At 74.3% G+C, this 19,623-nt stretch carries 16 protein-coding genes; 12 read left to right on the forward strand and 4 right to left on the reverse strand.

The features are described from left to right. The first annotated feature begins 131 nt into the window (after nt 1–131). Nucleotides 132–1,334: an SURF1 family protein gene (locus ACZLKG_RS06590; RefSeq protein ID WP_425708277.1), complete on the forward strand. Its 1,203-nt coding sequence runs from the start codon at nt 132–134 to the stop codon at nt 1,332–1,334. A gap of 14 nt (nt 1,335–1,348) precedes the next feature. Here the strand turns inward: ACZLKG_RS06590 and ACZLKG_RS06595 are convergent, their stop codons facing one another. Both ACZLKG_RS06595 and ACZLKG_RS06600 read right to left on the reverse strand, forming a co-directional pair. Next, nucleotides 1,349–3,082 (reverse strand): ABC transporter ATP-binding protein, encoded by a 1,734-nt coding sequence (locus tag ACZLKG_RS06595; protein WP_425708276.1) that lies wholly within the window; start codon nt 3,080–3,082, stop codon nt 1,349–1,351. Further along, the gene (locus ACZLKG_RS06600) at nt 3,079–4,935 is read right to left on the reverse strand and encodes an ABC transporter transmembrane domain-containing protein (protein WP_463648328.1); all 1,857 of its coding nucleotides are present in this window, start codon (nt 4,933–4,935) and stop codon (nt 3,079–3,081) included. Before ACZLKG_RS06600 ends, ACZLKG_RS06595 begins: the two co-directional genes overlap by 4 nt. Nucleotides 4,936–5,041: 106 nt before the next feature. Between ACZLKG_RS06600 and ACZLKG_RS06605 the strand changes: the two genes are divergently transcribed. The 5 genes from ACZLKG_RS06605 (at nt 5,042) to ACZLKG_RS06625 (ending at nt 9,007) form a co-directional block, all read left to right on the forward strand. Next, nucleotides 5,042–5,515 (forward strand): DUF3817 domain-containing protein, encoded by a 474-nt coding sequence (locus ACZLKG_RS06605; RefSeq protein WP_425708274.1) that lies wholly within the window; start codon nt 5,042–5,044, stop codon nt 5,513–5,515. Continuing rightward, entirely contained in the window at nt 5,512–7,116 is a 1,605-nt protein-coding gene (guaA, locus tag ACZLKG_RS06610) for a glutamine-hydrolyzing GMP synthase (protein WP_425708273.1), read from the forward strand. Before ACZLKG_RS06605 ends, guaA begins: the two co-directional genes overlap by 4 nt. Before the next feature lie 117 nt (nt 7,117–7,233). Then, entirely contained in the window at nt 7,234–7,581 is a 348-nt protein-coding gene (locus ACZLKG_RS06615; RefSeq protein ID WP_425708272.1) for a hypothetical protein, read from the forward strand. Between the two features lie 128 nt (nt 7,582–7,709). After that, complete coding sequence (locus ACZLKG_RS06620) at nt 7,710–8,183, forward strand: DUF456 domain-containing protein (RefSeq protein WP_425708271.1); 474 nt, start codon at nt 7,710–7,712, stop codon at nt 8,181–8,183. Continuing rightward, complete coding sequence (locus ACZLKG_RS06625; RefSeq protein ID WP_425708270.1) at nt 8,180–9,007, forward strand: hypothetical protein; 828 nt, start codon at nt 8,180–8,182, stop codon at nt 9,005–9,007. Before ACZLKG_RS06620 ends, ACZLKG_RS06625 begins: the two co-directional genes overlap by 4 nt. A 15-nt stretch (nt 9,008–9,022) precedes the next feature. Here ACZLKG_RS06625 and ACZLKG_RS06630 read toward each other — a convergent pair whose 3' ends face one another. Together ACZLKG_RS06630 and ACZLKG_RS06635 are read right to left on the reverse strand one after the other, a co-directional pair. After that, complete coding sequence (locus tag ACZLKG_RS06630; RefSeq protein WP_425708269.1) at nt 9,023–9,682, reverse strand: response regulator; 660 nt, start codon at nt 9,680–9,682, stop codon at nt 9,023–9,025. Nucleotides 9,683–9,691: 9 nt separating this feature from the next. Next, on the reverse strand, nt 9,692–11,227 hold the full coding sequence (locus ACZLKG_RS06635; RefSeq protein WP_425708268.1) for a sensor histidine kinase: 1,536 nt from the start codon (nt 11,225–11,227) through the stop codon (nt 9,692–9,694). A 160-nt stretch (nt 11,228–11,387) separates the two neighbouring features. Between ACZLKG_RS06635 and ACZLKG_RS06640 the strand changes: the two genes are divergently transcribed. From ACZLKG_RS06640 to ACZLKG_RS06665, 6 genes are all read left to right on the forward strand, one after another. Continuing rightward, the gene (locus tag ACZLKG_RS06640; protein WP_425708267.1) at nt 11,388–12,164 is read left to right on the forward strand and encodes a DUF4352 domain-containing protein; all 777 of its coding nucleotides are present in this window, start codon (nt 11,388–11,390) and stop codon (nt 12,162–12,164) included. Between the two features lie 380 nt (nt 12,165–12,544). Continuing rightward, on the forward strand, nt 12,545–13,171 hold the full coding sequence (locus ACZLKG_RS06645; RefSeq protein WP_463648276.1) for a hypothetical protein: 627 nt from the start codon (nt 12,545–12,547) through the stop codon (nt 13,169–13,171). Between the two features lie 32 nt (nt 13,172–13,203). After that, the gene (locus ACZLKG_RS06650; protein WP_425708265.1) at nt 13,204–13,794 is read left to right on the forward strand and encodes a hypothetical protein; all 591 of its coding nucleotides are present in this window, start codon (nt 13,204–13,206) and stop codon (nt 13,792–13,794) included. A 136-nt stretch (nt 13,795–13,930) separates the two neighbouring features. Then, nucleotides 13,931–14,452 (forward strand): NYN domain-containing protein, encoded by a 522-nt coding sequence (locus ACZLKG_RS06655; protein WP_425708264.1) that lies wholly within the window; start codon nt 13,931–13,933, stop codon nt 14,450–14,452. A gap of 107 nt (nt 14,453–14,559) precedes the next feature. Beyond that, nucleotides 14,560–17,274, forward strand: coding sequence for a UvrD-helicase domain-containing protein (locus ACZLKG_RS06660; protein ID WP_463648277.1), 2,715 nt, complete (start codon nt 14,560–14,562; stop codon nt 17,272–17,274). 261 nt (nt 17,275–17,535) lie between these two features. Further along, nucleotides 17,536–19,623, forward strand: a complete 2,088-nt coding sequence (locus ACZLKG_RS06665; protein ID WP_463648278.1) for an acyltransferase family protein — start codon at nt 17,536–17,538, stop codon at nt 19,621–19,623.

Below are 19,623 nucleotides of genomic sequence, written 5' to 3' on the forward strand. Positions count from 1 at the left end.
GGGCTCCTTACGGGAGAGGACGGGACGCAGTCCTGGGGAGGACGGGACGCAGCCTCGATGCTTCCAGATCGGCGGCGTCCGCGCGTCGGCCGGCTCAGTCAACAGTGCCTGTGCTCGCCTACCCTGGGACGATGGACCCTGTCGCCGAGCGCTTACCCGGCGGGTCGGGGCGTACCGGCGGTGAGCCGGGGCGCACCGGCGCCCGTGGCGGCCTGGCGACGGCCCTGCCCGGCCGTGGCGACGACGAGGCGGCGGAGGACGCCGCGACCGGCGGCGACGGGGACGACCCCGTTCCGCCTCCCGCCCGCGGGATCGCGCCGGACCGGGACCCCGCCGCCATCGCCGCGGACACCGCCCCCGCGCCCGACGCCTCCGCCGGCCGCACACGTCGTCGCCGGGCGCCTCGCCCGAAGGTCTCGGCCCGCGAGCTGTGGCGCTCGGCCTTCTCGCTGCGGATGGTCGGGCTCCTCGTGCTGCTCCTGGCGGCCGCCGTCGTGTGCGTGCAGCTCGCCGCCTGGCAGCTCGACCGGGCCTCGCTGCGGGGGGCCGAGCGCGCGATCGCCGAGCACGCCGCCACGCTCGAGGCCGACCCGGTGCCGCTGGACGACGCCCTGCGGGCGCAGTCGAGCTTCTCCTCCGACGTCTACGCCACCGGAGTGAGTGTCATCGGGCGGTGGGAGCCCGAGAACCAGGTCCTCGTCGTCGACCGTGCCGTCGAGGGGGAGCCCGCGGTCCTCGTCGTCACGGCGCTGCGGCTGACCGACGGTCCCGACGCCGGCGCGATGATCCCTGTCCTGCGCGGATGGCTCCCCGCCGACGACGTCTCGGTGACCGACGCCGGGGCGCAACCTGCCGACCCGGCGGCGCTCGACGTCCCGGACGGGGAGGTCACGGTGACCGGCCACCTGTCGAACTCCGAGGCGCAGCGCACGGGCGACGCGGCGCCCGGCACCGCCCTGTCCATCTCCACGCCCGGCCTCGCCGGCGAGTGGGGCGGTCCGACCTTCTCGGGCTACCTCGTCCAGGGCGCGCACGACGGTGAGGGCTGGGTCCCGCTCCATGGCGCCGACGACGCGCTCGAGCAGGCGCCGGACCCGACCATCGCGGTCGAGACCGGGCTCAACATCCAGAACCTCGCGTACGCGATCGAGTGGCTCGTCTTCGGCGGCTTCGCGCTGTGGCTCTGGTGGCGCCTCGTCCGCGACGACGCGCTCGACCGCCGCGACGAGGAGCTGCTCGACGCGGAGCCGGTCGGGCCCGACGCCGAGGCAGACGCCGACGCCCGGCTCGTGTCGGCGGGCGACGGATCAGTCGGCCGAGCGACCGCCGACTGACTGCCGGCCTGCGCTCAGTCCTGCTGCCAGCTCGCCCACAGGGCCGCGTACTCGCCGCCGGCGGCGACCAGCTCGTCGTGCGGGCCGAGCTCGACGATCCGGCCGTCCTCGACGACGGCGACCCGGTCGGCGTCGTGCGCAGTGTGCAGTCGGTGCGCGATGGCGACGACCGTGCGCCCGGTGAGCACGTTGCCCAGGGACCGTTCGAGGTGCCGCGCGGCGCGCGGGTCGAGCAGCGAGGTGGCCTCGTCGAGGACGAGCGTGTGCGGGTCGAGGAGCACGAGCCGCGCCAGCGCGAGCTGCTGGGCCTGCGCGGGTGTGAGCTCGAGCGCCCCGGAGCCCACCTCGGTCTCCAGCCCGAGCTCGAGCCGGTCGACCCAGTCGAGGGCGTCGACGGCGTCCAGCGCGCGGCGCATCCCGGCCTCGTCCACGCCGGCGTCCGCGAGCCGCAGGTTGTCGGCGAGCGTGCCGACGAACACGTGGTGCTCCTGGGTGACCAGCGCGACCTGCCGCCGCAGCTCCTCCTCGGGCAGGTCGACGAGCCGGACCCCGCCGACGGTCACCGCACCGCCGGTGGGCGGGTGGATGCCGGCGAGCATGCGGCCGAACGTCGACTTGCCCGCGCCCGAGGGGCCCACGATCGCCAGGCGCTCGCCGGGCCGCAGGTCGAGGTCGATGCCGTGCAGGACGTCCTTGCCCTCGACGTACGCGTAGCGCACGGAGCGCGCGCTGATCTCGGCGCCGCGGGGGCGCTGCTCGCCGACGGTCCGGTCGGGCTCGACGAGCGAGATCCCGAAGATGCGGGCCAGGGACGCGGCGGCCACCTGCAGCTCGTCGATCCACATGAGCAGCTCGGTGAACGGTGCCCGCACCTGCATGGCGTACAGCGCCACGGTGGTCACCGCGCCGATGGTGACGACGTCCTGCTCGATGAGCAGCGCACCCCACACGACGACCGCGGCCAGCGGCAGCACGAAGCTCAGCTCGAGGCTGCGGAACAGGTGGACCCGGAGCCAGATGGTGACGACCTCCCAGTGCCAGGCCTCGGCCATCGCGCCGTCCGAGCGTCGGCGGCGCTGCCGTCCGAGCGAGAGGGCGTCGACCGTCCCGGCCTGCTCGACGTTCTCGGTGACGACGCCGTTGATGTCCGCGAACGCGGCAGAGTCGGCGAGGTAGGCGGGCATGGCGCGGCGCAGGTAGCGACGGGCGCTCCACCACAGCAGCGGCAGGCCGACGAGCATGCCGAGCGCGACCCGCCAGTCCACGAGGAACGCGGCCCCGTAGGTGAGGACCACGGTCGTGGCCCCGACGAGCAGCGCCGGGATCCCGAACCTCAGCACCCACTGCACGCGGTCGATGTCGTTCGTCGTCCGGCCGAGCAGGTCGCCCGTGCCGGCGCGCTCGACCGTGGACAGCGGCAGGTGGGTGACGGTGCGCAGGAAGTCCTCCCGCAGCTCGGCGAACAGCTGCTCGCCGAGGACGAGCGACGCACGGTGCGCCCAGGCCGCGAGCAGGGTCTGCGCGACGACGGCGGCCACGAGCCACAGCGCCGTCTCGTCGACCTCGGCGGCGACGGTCCCGGCGGCCACCGAGTCCACGAGCCGGCCGAGCAGCCAGGGCATCGCGAGCGCCGCGACGGCGGCGAGCGACTGGACGAGGACGACGACGGCGAGCTGGCCCGCGTGGGCGCGCAGGAAGCGCAGGCCCTGCCGGGCGGTCGTGCGCGTGTCGGCGACGGGGAGCCTCATCGCACGGCCTCCTGCTCGTCGTCGGCGGTGGACCTGGTGACGACGGCGCGGTAGCGGCGCGCCGCGGCGTCGCCCTCACGGGCGCGGCGGGCGAGCTCGGCGTGCGGGGCCTGCACGGTCACCCGACCGCCGTCGAGGAACGCCACGTCGTCGGCGTGCTCGAGGACGAGCGGGGAGGAGGTGACGACGACGGTCGTGCGGCCGGCGCGACGTCGCACCAGCGTCGCGGCGATCCGCGCCTCGGTGTGGGCGTCCACGGCTGACGTCGGCTCGACGAGCACGAGCGCCGGGGCCTCCGTGAGCAGGGCCCGGGCCAGTGCCACGCGCTGGCGCTGACCGCCCGACAGGGAGCGGCCCTTCTCCGCTATCTCGCCGTCGAGCGCGCCGCCGACGGAGTCCAGGACGTCCTGGCCGTCGGCCGCGGCGAGGGCGTCCAGCAGCGCGGTGTCGTCCCCGCGGTCGCGCACGTCGAGGGTCTCGCGCAGCGTGCCCGCGAACAGCTCGGGGCTCGAGCCGGCCACGACGACGCGCTCGCGCACCTCGGCCACGGCGAGCTCGTCGACCGGCGTGCCGTCGAGCAGCACGGGGGAGGGGGGCGCGGTGGCGCGGTCCGTGCCCGGCAGCGGGTCGGTGGCGTCGGGGACGAGGGTGGGGTCCACGAGCCCGAGGTCCGAGCGGTCCGGGTCGAGGAGCCGGCCGAGGCGGGCGGCGAGCGCGCTCGCGTCCTCCGGCGGGTCGGAGACCACGGCGACGAACGTCCCGGGCTCGGCGGCGAAACCGGACGTGGGGTCGGTGAGGCCCGCCCCGGATCGTGCGGGTCCGGGCCACGGGCGGTCGTCGGCCGCCTCGGACTCGGCGAGCGTGCCGGCGGACGGTCCGGTGCCGACCACCCGGATGACCTTGTCGGCGCCGACGCGGGCGCGGACGAGGAGCTGGACGAACTGGGTGAAGGCCTGGAGCGGGGCCGCGAGGTAGGTGGTGTAGCCGAACAGGGCCACGAGGTCGCCCGGCGACATGTCGCCGCTCAGGGCCAGGTGCGCCCCGAACCAGACGACGAAGGCGACGAAGAGGCCGGGCAGCAGGACCTGCAGACCCCGCATGAGCGCGGCGATCGTCGCAACGGAGACCCCGGCGGCGCGTACCTCCTGCGACCGGGTCGCGTACCGGTCGGTGAACACGTCCTCGCCACCGATGCCGCGAAGCATCCGCAGGCCGGCCACGGTGTCGGTCGCGAGCGCGCCGAGGCGGCCCTGGGCCTCGCGCTGGGCCCACTGGCGCCGCTGCAGGGGCCGGACGAGGAGCGCCACGGCCGCGGAGACGACGGGCATGCCGATGAGCACGGCGAGCCCGAGCTGCACCGAGGTCTGCAGGAGCACGACCGCGACGAAGAGCACGCCGGCCAGCGACCCGACGAACCGCTGGGCCATCTCGAAGACGTTGCCGATGTGGAACGTGTCGTTCGTGACGCTCGCGACGACCTCCCCGGTCGCGGCGTTGCGCGTGACGTTCGGCCCGATCCGCGTGACGTGGTGACCCACGAGGCGGCCGGTGTGGAAGGTGCCGTAGACCCAGCTCATCGTCTCGAAGAGGTGCCCGTACGCCGAGGTGAGCGCGGCGGCGACGCCGACGAGCAGGACGGCACCCGCGCCCCACCAGGTGGCCGCCGACAGTCCGTCGGTCAGGCCCGTGTCGAGCGCCCGGCCGAGCACGAGCGGGATCCCGGCCGTCGCGACGTTGCGCGCGACGCCGAACAGGACGGCCACCAGCAGCGTGAGCCGCTGCCTGCGGGCCAGCCAGGCGAGAAAGGCGTTCGCACCCGTGAGCGGCGGCGACCCGGGGTGGTCGGTGGGCATGGTCAGCACCGTCCGGACGCTACGCCGCGGCCCCGACACCGGCCACGGCATTTGGGGTGACCGCCGACTCACCCTCCCCACCTCGTCGAGGAGGGACAATGGAGGCATGTCGGAGACAGGGCCCACCACCACGTCGGCCGAGGCGCGCGCGGCCGGCCAGGCCGCCGCCGAGGTGGCCGAGACCAGGGCGCACCGCGCGTTCGGCTGGTACCGCGCGATGGCGTTCGTCACGGGCGTGATGCTGCTCGTCCTCACCGCCGAGATGGTGCTGAAGTACGTGTTCGGCGCCGCCGGGTACGAGGACGAGTCGAAGTGGTGGACGGCGCGTCCCGTCATGGGCGCATGGGTCGCGATCCTGCACGGCTGGATCTACGTGGTCTACGCCGCCACCGTCCTCAACCTGTGGTCGGTCATGCGCTGGGGGCTGGGCCGGATGGTCGCGCTCGTCGCCGCCGGCGTCGTGCCCGTCCTGTCGTTCGTCCTCGAGCGGAAGGCCCACCACTGGGTCGAGGCCGACCTGCCCGCCGTCACCGGCCGTGCGCGGGTCGTCGCCGAGCGCCGGACTACCCTGGGCCGGTGACCACGGACGCGCCGGACACCGCCGGCACCACGAACCACCGCCCCGTCCTCGTCGTCGACTACGGGGCCCAGTACGCCCAGCTCATCGCGCGGCGCGTGCGTGAGGCCAACGTCCTCTCCGAGGTGGTGCCCCACACCGCCTCGGTCGACGACATGCTCGCCAGGGAGCCCGCGGCGATCATCCTCTCGGGCGGGCCGTCCTCGGTCTACGCCGAGGGCGCCCCGGGGGTCGACCCGGCCCTGTTCGACGCCGGGGTGCCGGTCCTCGGGATCTGCTACGGCTTCCAGGCGATGGCCAAGGCCCTCGGCGGGACCGTCGACCGCACCGGCGAGCGCGAGTACGGCGGCACGGTCGTGCGCGTCGGCGAGGAGCGCGAGGGCTCGACCCTGCTGGCCGGCTCGCCCGACGTGCAGACCGTGTGGATGTCCCACGGCGACGCCGTCTCCGCGGCGCCCGACGGGTTCGAGGTCCTGGCGACCTCGACCGGCGCGCCCGTCGCGGCGTTCGAGGACACCGACCGGCGGCTCTACGGCGTCCAGTGGCACCCCGAGGTCCACCACACCGAGCACGGCCAGACCCTGCTCACCCGCTTCCTGCGCGAGGGGGCCCGGGTCGACGCCGACTGGACGGCCCGCTCGGTGGTCGCCGAGCAGGTCGAGGCCATCCGCAGCCAGATCGGCGACGCCCGCGTGATCTGCGGCCTGTCCGGCGGCGTCGACTCCTCCGTCGCAGCCGCGCTCGTCCAGCGGGCCGTCGGCGACCAGCTGACCTGCGTGTTCGTCGACCACGGGCTGATGCGCGCCGGCGAGGCCGAGCAGGTCGAGCGGGACTTCGTGGCAGCGACCGGCGTCGACCTGCGGGTCATCGACGCCTCGGAGACGTTCCTCGACGCGCTCGCCGGGGTGACCGACCCCGAGGAGAAGCGCAAGATCATCGGCCGGGAGTTCATCCGCACCTTCGAGGAGGCCGCGGCGGGCATCGTGGCCGAGGCGGGGCAGCAGGGCGAGCAGGTGCGGTTCCTCGTCCAGGGCACCCTCTACCCCGACGTCGTCGAGTCCGGCGGCGGCGAGGGCGCGGCGACCATCAAGTCGCACCACAACGTGGGCGGCCTGCCCGAGGACATGACGTTCGAGCTCGTCGAGCCGCTGCGCCTGCTGTTCAAGGACGAGGTCCGCGCCGTGGGTCGCGAGCTCGGCGTCCCCGAGGTGATCGTGGCCCGCCAGCCCTTCCCGGGGCCCGGCCTCGGCATCCGCATCGTCGGCGAGGTCACGCGCGAGCGACTGGAGATCCTCCGCGCGGCCGACCTCGTCGCCCGGGAGGAGCTGACGGCCGCCGGCCTCGACGAGGCGATCTGGCAGTGCCCGGTCGTGCTGCTCGCCGACGTCCGATCGGTCGGCGTCCAGGGCGACGGCCGCACGTACGGACACCCGATCGTGCTCCGACCGGTCACGAGCGAGGACGCGATGACCGCCGACTGGTCGCGCGTGCCCTACGACGTGCTCGCCCGCATCTCGACCCGCATCACCAATTCCGTCCCGGAGGTCAACCGGGTGGTCCTCGACGTGACGTCGAAGCCACCGGGCACCATCGAGTGGGAGTGACGTCGCGCCACGGGTGAGCGGCCCGTGCGCGAGCGGGCCGGGCCCGCGCCCCGTGCGGTGAGCGACCTCATCGGCGCGTGGCAACTGTGCTGACACGGTGACAGATAACCTGGAGGCATGGACATCGTCACCGGCATCCTCCTCGTCATCCACCTCCTCGGCTGGGCGATGGCCCTCGGCATGGCGATCGCCGGGCTGCGCGGCGGCGAGCTCCCCAAGGGTGCGACCCACGGCGTGCTCACGGCCCTCGTCGCCGGCATCCTGCTCGTCGGCATGGCGGAGATGGGCGACGGCGAGGTCAACCACATCAAGATCGGTGTCAAGCTCGTCATCGCCCTCGGCGCGACCGTCGTGGCCTTCCTCGGCGACCGCGACCGCAGGGACGGGAAGAAGGGTTCCCCGATGATCCCGACCCTGATCGGGCTCATCGTCGTCAACGTGGCCGTCGCGGTGCTCTGGACCTGATCCGACGCCGCACCGAGGGGCCGGGACCTGACGGGGTCCCGGCCCCTCGCGCGTGCGGGGCGGCTCCCGCGCGTACGATCTGAGCCGCGCCGCCGACCGGCGCGCACCGACGAGGCAGGAGCGCGACCGTGGCCGAGCTGCTCACGATCCTGGCGATCGTCGTCGGGCTGTTCGGCACGGTGACGATGATCTTCCCCGGCGGCGGTCTCGTCGCGGCAGCCGTCGCGATCTGGGGCTGGTACCAGGGCGGCACGCTCGGCCTCACCGTCGCGATCATCGCGATCGCGTCCTTCCTCCTCGCGATGGTGCTCGGCTACGTCCTCGCCGGGCGGTACATGCAGCGCGGTGGCGTGCGCACGTCCACGCTCGTCGTCGCCGCCCTCGCCGGTGTCGTCGGATTCTTCGTCGTGCCGGTCGTCGGACTGGTCCTGTTCTTCGTCGGCACCGTGTTCCTCGTCGAGCTCGCGCGGCTGCGGGATGTCCGGAGCGCCTGGCCGGCCACGGTCCGCGCGCTCAAGGCCGCCGGGCTGACGATCCTCATCGAGCTCGCCGGGGCGATGGTCGCCGTCGGTACGTTCGTCGTCGCCTGGATCGTGCGGTGAGCGCGCACCCGGGGCGACCGCTGTCGCCGGCTCAGGAACGCCGGGCACGTGCGCGTGCGCCGGTCGGACTCGCCTCGTTCCTCGCGCTCGCCGGCGCGCTCGTCGCGTGCGGGCCGTCGGACGACGAGGCGACGGGGGAGTCGTCCACCGACGCACCCTCCGACGCGGCGTCGGAGGGGCCGCCCGACGCGTCCGCGTCCGACGGACCGGACGAGCCGACCGGTCCGGCCGTGACCGCGCGCACGGTGGCCGACACCGCTTCGCCCGGTGACGTGGTGGTCATCGACGCCGCTCTCATCGCGTACGAGCGGGCCGAGCTGTGCGACGTCGTCGGTGAGACGCACCCGCCCGTCTGTGCGCCCGCGATCCTCGAGCTGACCGGCGCTCCCCTCGACGATCTCAACCTGCTCGAGGCGTCCGGCGCCCGGTGGGGAAGCGTCGTCATCGTCGCCGAGGTCGTCGACGCGGACACGGTGGCCTATCTCGACGTGGTCGAGCAGAACGAGACCCCGTCCGGGTGGCCCGTGTCCGAGGGGCGAGAGTCGTGGACCGTGGCGGACGCCCTAGAGATCGCGGTGCCGAACCTCGGGCTCGTCGTCGACTCTGTCCTAGTCACCACGGATGCTCCGGACGGCTCGGCCTACCTCTGCGACGAGGTCACTGAGACGGAACCGCCCGCGTGCGACGAGCCCCGTATCGAGGTCACCGACGCCCCGCTCGACGAGCTCGACCTCGACGAGTCCGGCGGCGAGCAGGTCGGGCCCGTGCGCCTGGACCTCGGGTTCGTGGACGAGGACACGGCTGTGTTCCTCCGGGCGCGGTAGGCGGCTGCTCGTCGCTCAGTCGCCGAATGCCGCCCGGTCGACGATGACGGCGACCTGCGTGCGGTTCTCCGCCGCCAGCTTGGCCTGGACGCCCGCGAGGTAGGTCTTCACCGTTGTCTCGCCGAGGTGCAGGCGACCCGCGATCTGGCCGTTCGACAGCCCCTGAGCGACGAGGCGGGCGACGTCCATCTCGCGCTCGGTCAGGCCGGCCAGCGCCTCGCGCGCTGCCGTCCGACGCGTGGAGCCGGCTCCCGCCATCCGCCGCAGCAGCCCGGGCTGGACCTGCGGTGAGATCGCGCCGTGCCCCGCCGCCACCGCGTGGATCGAGGCGAGGAGCTCGGCCGGCTCGGCGGTCTTCAGCTGGTAGCCGACCGCCCCGGCCTGCAGGGCGGCGTCGACGCTGCTGTCGACGTCCCACGTGGTGAGGACGAGCACCGCCGGCGGCGACGGGCGCGCGCGGATGGCCCGGGTCGCGGCCACGCCGTCGGTGCCCGGCATCGTCAGGTCCATGAGGACGACGTCCGGGTGGTGGGCGATGACCGCCTCGAGCGCCGCGGCGCCGTCGGCGGCCTCGCCGACGACCTCGAGGGCGTCGTCGGTGTCGATGATCCGTCGCACGAACGCGCGCACCATCGGGTCGTCGTCGACGACGAGCACGCGAGTGGGCGGGGGCACCCGAGCAGTCTAGGAGGAGGTGCTGCCGTCCCCGTCCTGCCAGGGGAGGTGGACGTCCACGCGGAACCGGTCGCCGTCGACGCCGTACCGCGCGGTCCCGCCGAGCAGCTCGGCACGCTCGACGATGCCGACGAGCCCGGCGCCGCCGGGCGCGGCGCCGGGGCCGCGGCCAGTGGCACCGACCGGACCGAGACCGGGTTCGCCAGCCGGACCACCGGACTCGTCGGGCTCCGGTGGTGCGGGCACGCGGTTCGCGGCCTCGACGTCGATACCGGTCCCGGGGCCGCCCGTCACCCGCAGGCGGAGTGTCTCGCGGGGAGCGTGCTTGCGCGCGTTCGTCATGATCTCGGTCGTGATGCGGTGGACCGCCCGGGTGAGCGTGGCCGGCGCGGCGGCACCGTCGTCGATCCGCACCGTCGCCGACAGGAGCTGGCCGGCGTCCGCCGACTCGTCGAGCACGGTCTGCAGGTGGTCGAGCGTGACGACCGGCTCGGGCGTGGGCTCGCGCAGCATCCCCACCAGCGTCCGGAGCTCCTGGGTGGCCTCGGCGGCCTGCGAGCGCAGGCGTGCCGCCGATTCCTCGAGCCGGCCGTCCCCGCGCGCCTCGAGCTGTAGTGCCCCGGCCTCGAGGGAGAGCAGGGAGAGGCGGTGCCCGATGCCGTCGTGGATCTCGCGGGCGACCTGCTCGCGCTCGGCTCTGCGGGACGCGGTCGTCACGGCGTCGTCGCGTTCCCGGCGGGCGTCCATCTCGGCGGTACGCGCCTCCTCGGCCACGCTGCGGGCGCGGTCGGCGGCGTCGCGGGCAGCCCGCGCCTCGAGCCGCGCGCGCCGCAGCTGGCCGATGCCGATCGACGCACCGAACGTGAGGCCGACGAGGACGACGACGCCTGCCCACGGCACGGGTGCGGGCGCGTGGTCGGACGGCGCGTTGGACAGCAGGACCCGCATCCACGACGTCCATGTCGTGGTGCCGAGCAGGTCCCGCCACGTGCACACAGCCGTCGCGACGGCGACCACGGCGCAGGCGAGCACCGGACGGTCGAGCCGGCGGTGCGTGAGGTGGCTCGAGAGCACGACGAGCGCGGCGACGGGGGAGAACGGCAGGACGAGGGCGCTTGCCGAAGCGATCGCCAGGGTCACCCGCGGCCACCGAGCGCGCGGGAGGACCACCAGTCCGTGCAGCGCGCCGGCGAGGGTGAGGACCAGGACGAGCACGACCTTCCAGATGGCGGTCGTGTCGGGGTCCTCCTCCATCCATGCCCGCACCCAGGGGGAGTAGATGAGGTCCATCAGGGCGAAGACCCCGATCACCACGCAGAGCGCGATCGTCCGCGTCCGCCGCAGCTCGCGGCGGACCACCCCGAGTCGAGGAGCCGTGGAGGTGGCTCTGTTCGTGCCGGAGTCCCGGGGCGCTCGCCCGGGCGCCCTGACCCCTGCGGGCTGCATCGCCTCGCTCTCCCAGGCGGTGCCGTAGGCGCCCGGAGGGAGCACGGACGCCGGATCGGCGTGGTGCTCGCCGGGACGGCCGGCGCTCGGGATGGTCATGGCGCACATTGTGTCCGCTCCCGCGGCCTCCGGCGCCCTCCGTACGGCCCGGCCGGTCGGACCGATCGGAGGGGGCGGGGCGGACCGGTCGGGGGAGCCGCCGTGCGGGCCCGGCGGGCGAGTCTTCCCCCGTACCGACCAGCCCCCACCGGAGGATCCGATGACCACGCAGCCCACGCCCGAGAACGGCGGCCCTGCCGCCCCCACCCCCTACGGCGCGCCCGCCGTGCCGATGAGCAAGAAGGAGCTCAAGGCGCAGAAGCGCATGCAGAAGGCGAGCCGCGGCTGGCTCGCCCGCCACAAGGTGCTCACCGGCGTGCTCGTCCTCGCCGGCGTCGGGGTCGTCGGCTCCCAGCTCGGTGGGGACGAGGACGCCTCCGAGGCCGCGACGCCGAGCGTGACCTCGGCGCCCACCGCCTCCGCCGAGGCGACCGCGCCGGATGGCGACGCCTCTGCCGAGGCGACCGACGGCGTCGAGGTGGCCGACGGGGCCCCGGCGGACGACGCGCCGGCGGCCGACGCGCCGGCCGAGGAGCCGGCCGACCCGCAGATCGGCGTCCCGGTCCAGGTCGGCGACCTCGAGGTCACGGTGACCGAGGTCGAGACCGGCATCGCGTCGGTCGGCGACCAGTACTTCGGCGAGCAGGCCCAGGGCCAGTTCGTCCTCGTGCAGCTGAGCATGACCAACACCGGCGACCGCGCCGAGACCTTCGTCGAGTCGAACGCGGTGCTCGTGGACACGGCAGGCCGCCAGCACGACACGTCGTCGGCATCCATCTACCTCGACGGGACCACCTCGTGGCTGGTCACCGACATCAACCCCGGCAACACCGCCTCCGGCGCACTGCTCTTCGACATCCCGGCCGACGCCGAGGTCGACCTCCTCCAGGTCTCGTCCGGCCTGTTCTCCAGCCCCGAGGACGTCCGGTTGCGCTGACCATCGACCGCCCGGCCCGCGACCTCCCCGGCGCGGGCCGGGCCCCCGGTCCGGGATCGCGCGACCCCCGGCGCACGATCCCGGTGCCACGACGGCGGGCCAAAAGAGGAGGCTACCCCCCCCCCTCTGCGCCCAGACCCCCCCCTATCGCGCAACCCCTGGCACACGGTCCTGGTGCCACGATGGTGGCCCGACGGCGGAGCTCACCCTCCGCCGTCGGGCCGCCGTCCCTCATGGTTCCCCGCTGCTCGTCGGCGCGCCGCCGCGACCTGCGACCGGGCAGAAGGCCCCGTCGGGACCGGTGTGCGCGTGACCGGTCGGCTGAGACCCTCGGGCGGACGGCGCGCCGACGCGGGTGCGAGGGACGGAGGGTGAGGGGCATGTCGGGCGACGCCGACCAGGAGAGACCGAGGAACGGGGCCACCGGTGACCGCGACCGGCACCCGGGACGGACGCGGCTGCTCGTGGTGCTCGTCGTCGCGCTCGTCGCCGCCAACGTCTACCTGTGGTTCGACGGCTGGCCGGCCTTCGGCCAGGGCGGCGGCCCCGACGGTGACGCCGGGACCGTCGGCCTCGGAGAGCCGGTTCCGGTCGGTGCGCAGTTGCGGGGCGGAACCTCGGCGACGCCCGGCTCCGCCGGGACGCTGCGCGTCGACGAGGTCGAGGTCGGCGCCCCCGCGCCGCGCGGTTTCCGCGAGACCGACGGTCGGTACGTCGTCCCCCGGGTCGTCGTCGAGTCGGACTCGGACCAGATCCCGCTCCACCTCGACTCGGGCCGGCTCCGCGTCGTCGATGAGGAGGGGCGCCGGTACGCGGCGGTCGCCTCCGACGAGCAGCTGAGCGAGCACGCGTGGCTGATGGGCGGCGACGTGACGGTCGACGCCGGAGGACGGACGTCCGGGCGGCTGGTCGTCGACCTGCCCGCCGACGCCGTCCCGGACGCACTCTGGGTCCCGGCGCACCTCACGTCGGGCGCGACCGGTGACGTCCTCGTGGAGCTGCGATGAGCGGCGCGGAGGAGAGCGTGGGTCGCAGGTCCATGACGCGTCCTCAGAAGGTCCTCGCGATCGCGGCCGCGGTGCTGCTCGCCGTGTTCCTCGTCCAGGTGATCGTCGGGTTCGCCAGCACCAACGACGTGCCCGGACGGCTGGGCACGGCCGACGACGACGCCCCTGGCCTCGACGACACCGTCGAGATCGGGGAGCTCGAGGTGCGGGTGACGGATGTCGACGACGTCCTCCTGGGGACCCAGGTCGTCATGCGCGACTACGCCGACGAGGAGGACGGGCCGGGCTACGCGCGCAAGGTCACGGTCGTCACCGTCGCGATCTCCAACCCCACCGACGGCCCGCAGGAGATCGGTCTCGTCAACAGCGTGCTGGTGGACCGCGTGGGCGGTTGGTACGGCACGGTCGAACCCGACTGGCTGGGCGACGAGGCGCTGGCCGAGATCGCCGGCGAGGGGCGAGCCATGCCGCGCACCCAGCACGTCAATCCAGGGCAGACGGTATTCCGGGACCTCGTCTTCGACGCGTCCGAGGAGAGGATGCCGGACCACGTCCGTCTCGTCGGCGGCACGGAACGGTTCGAGCCCACCACGGGTGAGCACGTGGTCCGGTTGGAGGAGTAGGTGCGCCGTCCGGCCCGGTCGGTGAACGGCCCGGACGAGGCCCGTCGATCGGTCCGGCTGGACGGGCCAATCGGCGGTGTGGCTCCAGGCCGATCAGAGGTCCCTCAGAAGGCGGTCTCGAGGCGAATCTTGGCCCATGACAACGACACTCATGGCCCCGTCCACCCCCAGCCCCGCACGGTCCGGCGTCCGCGCCGATCGTCGCCGCCTCGTTCTCGTCGACCTCGAGAACGTCGTACGCGGCGGCGTCTCCACCCCGCAGCTCGCCCGTACCGGGCGCGCGATCATCGAGTCCCAGGTGGGCGTCGGTGAGCATGAGCAGGTCGTCGTCGCGACCGACGTGACCGGCGTCTTCAACGCCCGTACCGCATGGTCGGGCGCTCGCCTCCGGATCGGGACCGGTCCCGACGGCGCCGACCGAGCACTCCTCGAGGTGCTCGACGAGGGCCTGCCCGAGCGGTTCGACGAGCTCGTCCTGGTCTCCGGTGACGGCATCTTCGCCGACCCCGTCGGGCGCCTCGTGCGGCGAGGCCTTCCGGTGCGGGTCGCGGCGTGGAGCTGGTCGCTGTCGCGCCGGCTGAGGAGGGCGGCGTCGGAGACGATCCTCCTCGACCCGTGGTTCGTCACGGACGCGCCTGGCGTGCCGACACTCGCCTGATCAGACGGGGCGTCGGCACGTGTCTCGTGCCGATGCCCCACCTGCGCGCGTCCCCGTCCACAGGCCGGCGCCAGGGTGTCGGCGGGCGCGGCTAACCTGGACCGACGATGAGCACCCTGTTCGACGGACTCGACCTCCCCGCGCGCCCGGGCCGTACCACGGCCCTTCCCGCGACCCTCGCCCCGCGCCCCGACGAGGACGACTGGGTACCGCCCGAGGCGCCCCCCGAGGAGGACCCGGGCCCGTCGGACTCGCTGCCCGCGCAGGCCGACCCGTTCGCCGGCCTGCCGACGGCGGGCTCGGGGGCGCAGCTCCCGACCAGGGCGGAGCGTGACGCGGCCCGCGCCGCGGCGGCCGGGGCGAGCGACGACGAGCGCGCCGAGTCCCTGCTCGTGGGGCTCAATCCGCAGCAGCGCGAGGCCGTCGCGCACGCCGGCAGCCCGCTGCTCATCGTCGCGGGCGCCGGCTCGGGCAAGACCCGGGTGCTCACGCACCGCGTCGCCCACCTGCTCGCCACCGGTCGTGCCCGCCCGGGCGAGATCCTCGCGATCACCTTTACGAACAAGGCCGCCGCGGAGATGCGCGAACGCGTCGAGGACCTCGTCGGCGCCTCCGCACAGCGCATGTGGGTCTCCACCTTCCACTCCGCCTGCGTGCGGATCCTGCGCCGCGAGCACGAGGCGCTCGGGATGCGCTCCTCGTTCTCCATCTACGACTCGGCGGACAGCCAGCGGCTCATCACGCTGGTCGGGCGCGAGCTCGACGTCGACCTCAAGCGTTTCCCCGCGAAGCTCCTCGCCCGCAAGATCTCCGACCTCAAGAACGAGCTGATCGATCCCGACGACCACGCGTCATCGGTGATGGGCTCCGGCCAGGAGCTCGACGAGGTCGTCTCCCAGGTCTACCGGGGCTACGACGCGCGGCTGCGCCAGGCCAGCGCGATGGACTTCGACGACCTCATCATGCGCACGGTCCACCTGCTCCAGGCGTTCCCGGCGATCGCCGAGCACTACCACCGCCGGTTCCGGCACGTGCTCGTCGACGAGTACCAGGACACGAACCACGCCCAGTACGTCCTCGTCCGCGAGCTGTCCGGCGGCACCGAGGACGCCGGCGCGCCGACGGGCCCCGGGCAGGCGGTGCCGCACGCCGAGCTCACCGTCGTCGGCGACGCCGACCAGTCGATCTACGCCTTCCGCGGCGCCACGATCCGCAACATCCTCGAGTTCGAGGCCGACTACCCGGACGCCCGCACGATCCTGCTCGAGCAGAACTACCGCTCGACCCAGAACATCCTCACCGCGGCCAACGCGGTTATCACCCCCAACCCGGGGCGGCGCCCGAAGAACCTGTGGACCGACTCCGGCTCGGGCCCGCGCATCGTCGGCTACGTCGCGGACAGCGAGCACGAGGAGGCGCGGTTCGTCGTCGAGGAGGTCGACCGGCTGCGGGACGACGAGGGCGCCACCACCGGTGGGCCCGGGCCGGGCGAGCGCGCGCTGCGCTACGGCGACATGGCGATCTTCTACCGGACCAACGCCCAGTCCCGGGCGCTGGAGGAGATGCTGGTGCGGGCGGGCGTCCCGTACGTCGTCGTCGGGGGGACGCGCTTCTACGAGCGGCGCGAGATCAAGGACGCCGTCGCCTACCTGCGGGCCGTCGCCAACCCCGACGACGAGGCGAACCTGCGGCGCATCATGAACGTCCCCCGGCGAGGGCTCGGCGACAGGGCCGAGCAGATGCTCGAGCGGCACGCGGCGCGGGAGCGCGTCTCGTTCGGCCAGGCGATCGCCGACGCCGCCGGCACGCCGGGGGCGAGCGTCGACGGCCGGACGACCCCCGAGGTGCTCGGCCTGGCCACCCGCAGCCGCACCGCCGTGGGCGGCTTCCACGAGCTGATGAGCGGCCTGCGCGAGATGCTCGACGCCGGCTCGACCCCCGCAGAGATCCTCGACGCCGCCCTGGACCGGTCCGGCTACCTCGCCGAGCTGCGCGCCTCGGAGGACCCGCAGGACGCCGGCCGGGTGGAGAACCTCGCCGAGCTGCACGCCGTGGCCCAGGAGTTCGCCGAGGCCGACCCCGAGGCCACCCTGGGGGACTTCCTCGAGCGGGTCGCCCTCGTCGCCGACGCCGACCAGATCCCCGGCCGCGCGGGGGACGAGGGCGTCGTCACCCTCATGACCGTCCACACCGCCAAGGGCCTGGAGTTCCCGGTCGTGTTCGTCACCGGTCTCGAGGACGGCACGTTCCCGCACCAGCGCTCCCTGGGGGAGTCCGACCAGATCGCCGAGGAGCGCCGCCTCGCCTACGTCGCGCTCACCCGCGCGCGCGAGCGCCTCTACCTCTCCCGGGCGGCGGTGCGCACGGCGTTCGGCCTGCCCCAGGAGATGCCGGAGTCGCGGTTCGTCTCCGACATCCCGCCCGAGCTCGTCGAGTGGCGCCGCGAGCAGTCCTCGACCGACGCGATCCGTGGCTCCGGCCGCGGCGCCGACGGCCGCACCTGGGCCTCGGGCGTGCGGATCTCCCGCGCCGAGCCCCCACGCCCGGCGCGGCCGCCCCGGGGAGGTGCCTCCCCGGGGCCGTGGAAGCCCGGCGAGAACGTCCGCAAGGACGGCGAGGCGCGCTTCGGGTCCGCGACCCCGCGGCCCGACGTCGAGGTCCCGTCCCTGAGCCCGGGCGATCGCGTCACGCACGACGCCTACGGGCTCGGGACCGTCGTCTCGCTGGAGAATCCCGGCCCGTCCGCGGTCGCCAAGGTCGACTTCGGCGGCGGCCAGGTCAAGCGGCTGCTCCTGCGCTACGCGCCGGTGACCAAGCTCTGACGTGTCCGGCACGGCCGGGGACCTCGCGAGGACACCCGGCGTGAACGGGTGAGCCCGTGCCCGGATGCTGCTCCGAGAGGCCCTGACCACGGTGCTCGTGGTGCGTCTGTGGCTGGTGTGACCTGCGGGAACGGGCGGGCGAAGTGCGGGGATGTCTGCCCGCGCGTCGACCTCCCACAGGGCAGAACTGAGTCATAGCGTGTGCGCGGACGACGTGGCACCGGAGAGCGCCGGTGCAGCGAGCAACAGGTGGGTGAGGCGATGGACGACCGTCAGCGGCCAGGCGGCCCGGTCGGTGTGCAGCGCGGCCCGACCGCACGAACCGGCCCGCCCCGCGGGGGCTCCTCGGCCCGCGACATCGTCCGCTCGGGACGCATCCCGGGCCTGGACGGCATCCGGGCGCTCGCCGTCGGCGCCGTGCTCGTGTTCCATCTCTTCCCGGCGCTCTCCCGCGGCGGGTTCATCGGCGTCGACCTGTTCTTCGTCCTGTCCGGCTTCCTCATCACGACCCTGCTGCTGCGCGAGATCGGGCGCTCGGGCCGGATCGACCTGCCCGGATTCTGGCGGCGGCGGGCCAGACGCCTGCTGCCCGCCCTCGCGCTCGTCGTCGTCGTCACCGTGCCGGTGGCGGCCCTCGTCGAGCGCGACCTCATGGTCAACATCGGGCGGCAGGTGCTCGGCGCCCTGACGTTCTCCTCGAACTGGCTGGAGATCGCGGCGGGCTCCTCCTACGCCGACCAGACCGCGCCCCAGCTGTTCGTCAACTTCTGGTCCCTCGCCGTCGAGGAGCAGTTCTATCTCCTCTGGCCGCTGCTCGCGCTGCCGCTCGTCAAGCTCGTCCGCGCGCCGCGGGCCCTCGCCGCCGTCGCGATCGCCGTGGCCGTGGCCTCGGGCGTCCTCATGGCCGTCCTCGTCACCCCCGGCGCCGACCCGACGCGCGTCTACTACGGCACCGACACCCACCTGTTCGGCCTCATGCTCGGGATCGCGCTGGCGTTCGTCGCGCAGGACTCCCGCGGGCCGCTCACCGCGCCCGCGTGGCAGCGAGCGCGACCGGTCGTGCCGTTCGTCGGCCTCGCGGTGCTGCTCCTGCTCTCGACATTCATGGCGTTCGACTCCGTGTGGACGTTCCGCGGCGGCCTGTTCGCCGCCTCGCTCGCCGCGGCGCTGCTCGTGGCCGCGCTCCTCGGCCCGCGCACCTGGTTCACCGCCGTCATGGAGCTCGCGCCGCTGCGCTGGCTGGGCGAGCGCTCGTACGGCATCTACCTCTGGCACTGGCCGGTCGTCATCGTCCTCGACGCGCTCGTGCCGACTGCCGAGGGCTCCGCCGCACGGACCGTCCTGCGGCTCGCCGCGCTCGTCGTCACTCTCGGGGTGTCCGCCGCTTCCTACGAGTGGCTCGAGCAGCCCGTGCGCCGCAACGGCATCCGCGCCACGCTGCGCTCCTGGCTCGCCGCCATCACGGGTTTCCGCCCCGCCGCCGCAGCGCCCGCCCGCATGGCCGGCGCGCTCGGGCTCCTGCTCGTGGCCGGGACCGGGGTGGCCGTCGCCACCGCGCCCGACCAGACCGACACGGCCGCCCAGATCGAGACCAACGAGGACCGCCTGGCCCAGCAGCGCGCCGAGGAGCTCGCCGCCGCCGAGGAGGCGCAGGGGGCCGCGGGAGAGGCGCCGTCGGGCGGCGAGGACGCCGTGCCGGGGGAGCAGCCGCCGGAGGCCGAGGAGGGGGCCGGCGAGGAGAACTCCGGTTCGGAGAGCCCTGGTGAGGAGGGGTCCGGCGAGGCGGCCCCGTCGGACGAGGAGCCTGCGGAGGAGACCGACCCCGTCGACTCCGACGCCGACTTCTCGGTGCCCACGGGCGACGAGCTGTCCGTGTTCGGCGACTCGATGGTCGTCACGACGCTCGACGCCCTGGAGTACTACTACCCGGGCGTCCACGTCAGTGCCCTGTCGAACGACCAGTGGCCGGCGGGGGAGGCCGTCGTCGACGCCGCGATCGAGGCCGGCACGGTGCGCCGCGCCGTCGTCGTCCACTACGGGACCAACGGCGGCGTGCCCGACCCGAGCATCCCCGAGCGGATCCTCGACGCGCTGGGCCCCGACCGGCCCGTCGTGCTCGTCAACCTCTACGGCGCGTCGTCGTGGATCCCCGCCGCGAACGAGGAGCTCGAGCGCCTCGCCGAGGGCCGGGACAACGTGGCGATCGCGGACTGGAACGCCACCGCGACGGCGAACCCCGGCGCGCTGCAGGCGGACAACATCCACCCCGACATCGACGGTGCCCACGAGTACACGCACACGCTGACGGCTGCGTTCGAGGAGATCGCCGAGCGCCACGGCCAGGGATAG

Source organism: Georgenia sp. Z2081, assembly GCF_055326445.1.